The following is a 1,371-nucleotide window of genomic DNA, read 5'->3' as shown; positions in this document are numbered from 1 at the left end:
TTTAGCATAATTTCCGAGAATCCCCCTTTTGTAATCTTTGATTCAAGAGGGGATGAATCGGATAAAAATTTGTGGTATCGAAACCAAATTTTTATGTAGCTTGTTTTTGCTTTTCACAGCTTATGTTATTATAATATGTCTAAAGTAGAGAACAAATAACCGATAAAAATGCTGCAAGCAGTCAAAGTCCGATTATACCCAAATCTCACGCAAAAAGAGGCTTTATCTAAGTCTTTTGGTTGTGCGCGTTGGTATTGGAACTTTGCCCTTAGCGCTTGTATTCAGCATTATAAGGAAACAGGAAAAACCTTAAAGTTGTCCGCATACAAGGGAATGCTCCCCCAGCTTAAGAAGGAATATCCTTGGTTAAAAACAGATTGTTATTCAGCCGTCCTGCAATGTGTTGCCATCAATCTGAACAAGGCTTATCAAAACTTTTTTAAAGGGAGGGCAAAATTGCCTAAATTCAAATTAAAACATCGTAAACAATCGATTCAATATCCTCAGAATGTAGAAATTGCTGGAAATTATTTAAAAGTACCAAAAGTTGGTGAGATTAACAGTAAATTTCATCGTAAATTACCAGAAGGAAAATTAAAAACTGTTACCATTTCTCTCACCACATCCGGTAAGTATTATGCCTCTCTATTGTTTGAAGTGGAAGGAGAAGCGGCAACACCTAGCACCGATGGAAAAGTAGCCGGAATCGACCTCGGAATCAAAGATTTTGCGATTGTTAATGATGGAGAAAAAACCGAAAAATATGCCAATCCTAGACATATTGCCAAACATGAAAAGAACCTCAAGCGCAAACAACAAAAACTTTCTCGCAAAGTTAAAGGCTCTAAATCGAGAGAAAAAGCGCGTAAACTGGTAGCCAGAGTTCACGAGCGAGTTAGGAATTCCCGCCAAGATTTCCTGCATAAACTCAGCAGAAAACTTGTAGACGAAAACCAAGTCATCGTTGTGGAAAATCTCAACGTTAAGGGAATGGTCAAAAATCACTGTCTCGCTAAAGCTATTTCTGATGTCGGGTGGGGAACATTCATCAATTTTCTCGATTACAAACTTGTCAAAGAAGGAAAAGTATTAATCGAGATCGATCGATGGTTTCCCAGTTCTAAAACCTGCTCTGAATGCAATTACAAAATGGACAAAATGCCCTTGGATGTGAGGGAGTGGACTTGTCCTAAATGCGGTACGACCCATGACCGCGATGAGAATGCCTCGAAAACCATCAGAGCAGAAGGCATCAGACAAATACAGGCGCTGGGAATCAGCGCTTCTGCGGGTGGAGGGGATGTAAGACTCGTCATCAACAATGTTGATGAAAAGCAGTTCCCTGTGAATCCCGAAGCCGCTCATTTATCC

Annotated in this window: 1 protein-coding gene; it reads left to right on the top strand. The window is 39.8% G+C overall.

Annotated features, from left to right (window positions below; genetic code table 11):
* Window positions 1–168: 168 nt before the first annotated feature.
* Window positions 169–1,371, top strand: a 1,203-nt coding sequence (locus VB714_RS07310; RefSeq protein ID WP_323222611.1) for an RNA-guided endonuclease TnpB family protein, incomplete at its 3' end; no start/stop codon positions are given.

Source organism: Spirulina sp. 06S082 (assembly GCF_034932145.1).
Taxonomy (GTDB): domain Bacteria; phylum Cyanobacteriota; class Cyanobacteriia; order Cyanobacteriales; family Spirulinaceae; genus CCY15215.
This window is presented reverse-complemented; position numbering and strand designations above follow the sequence as displayed.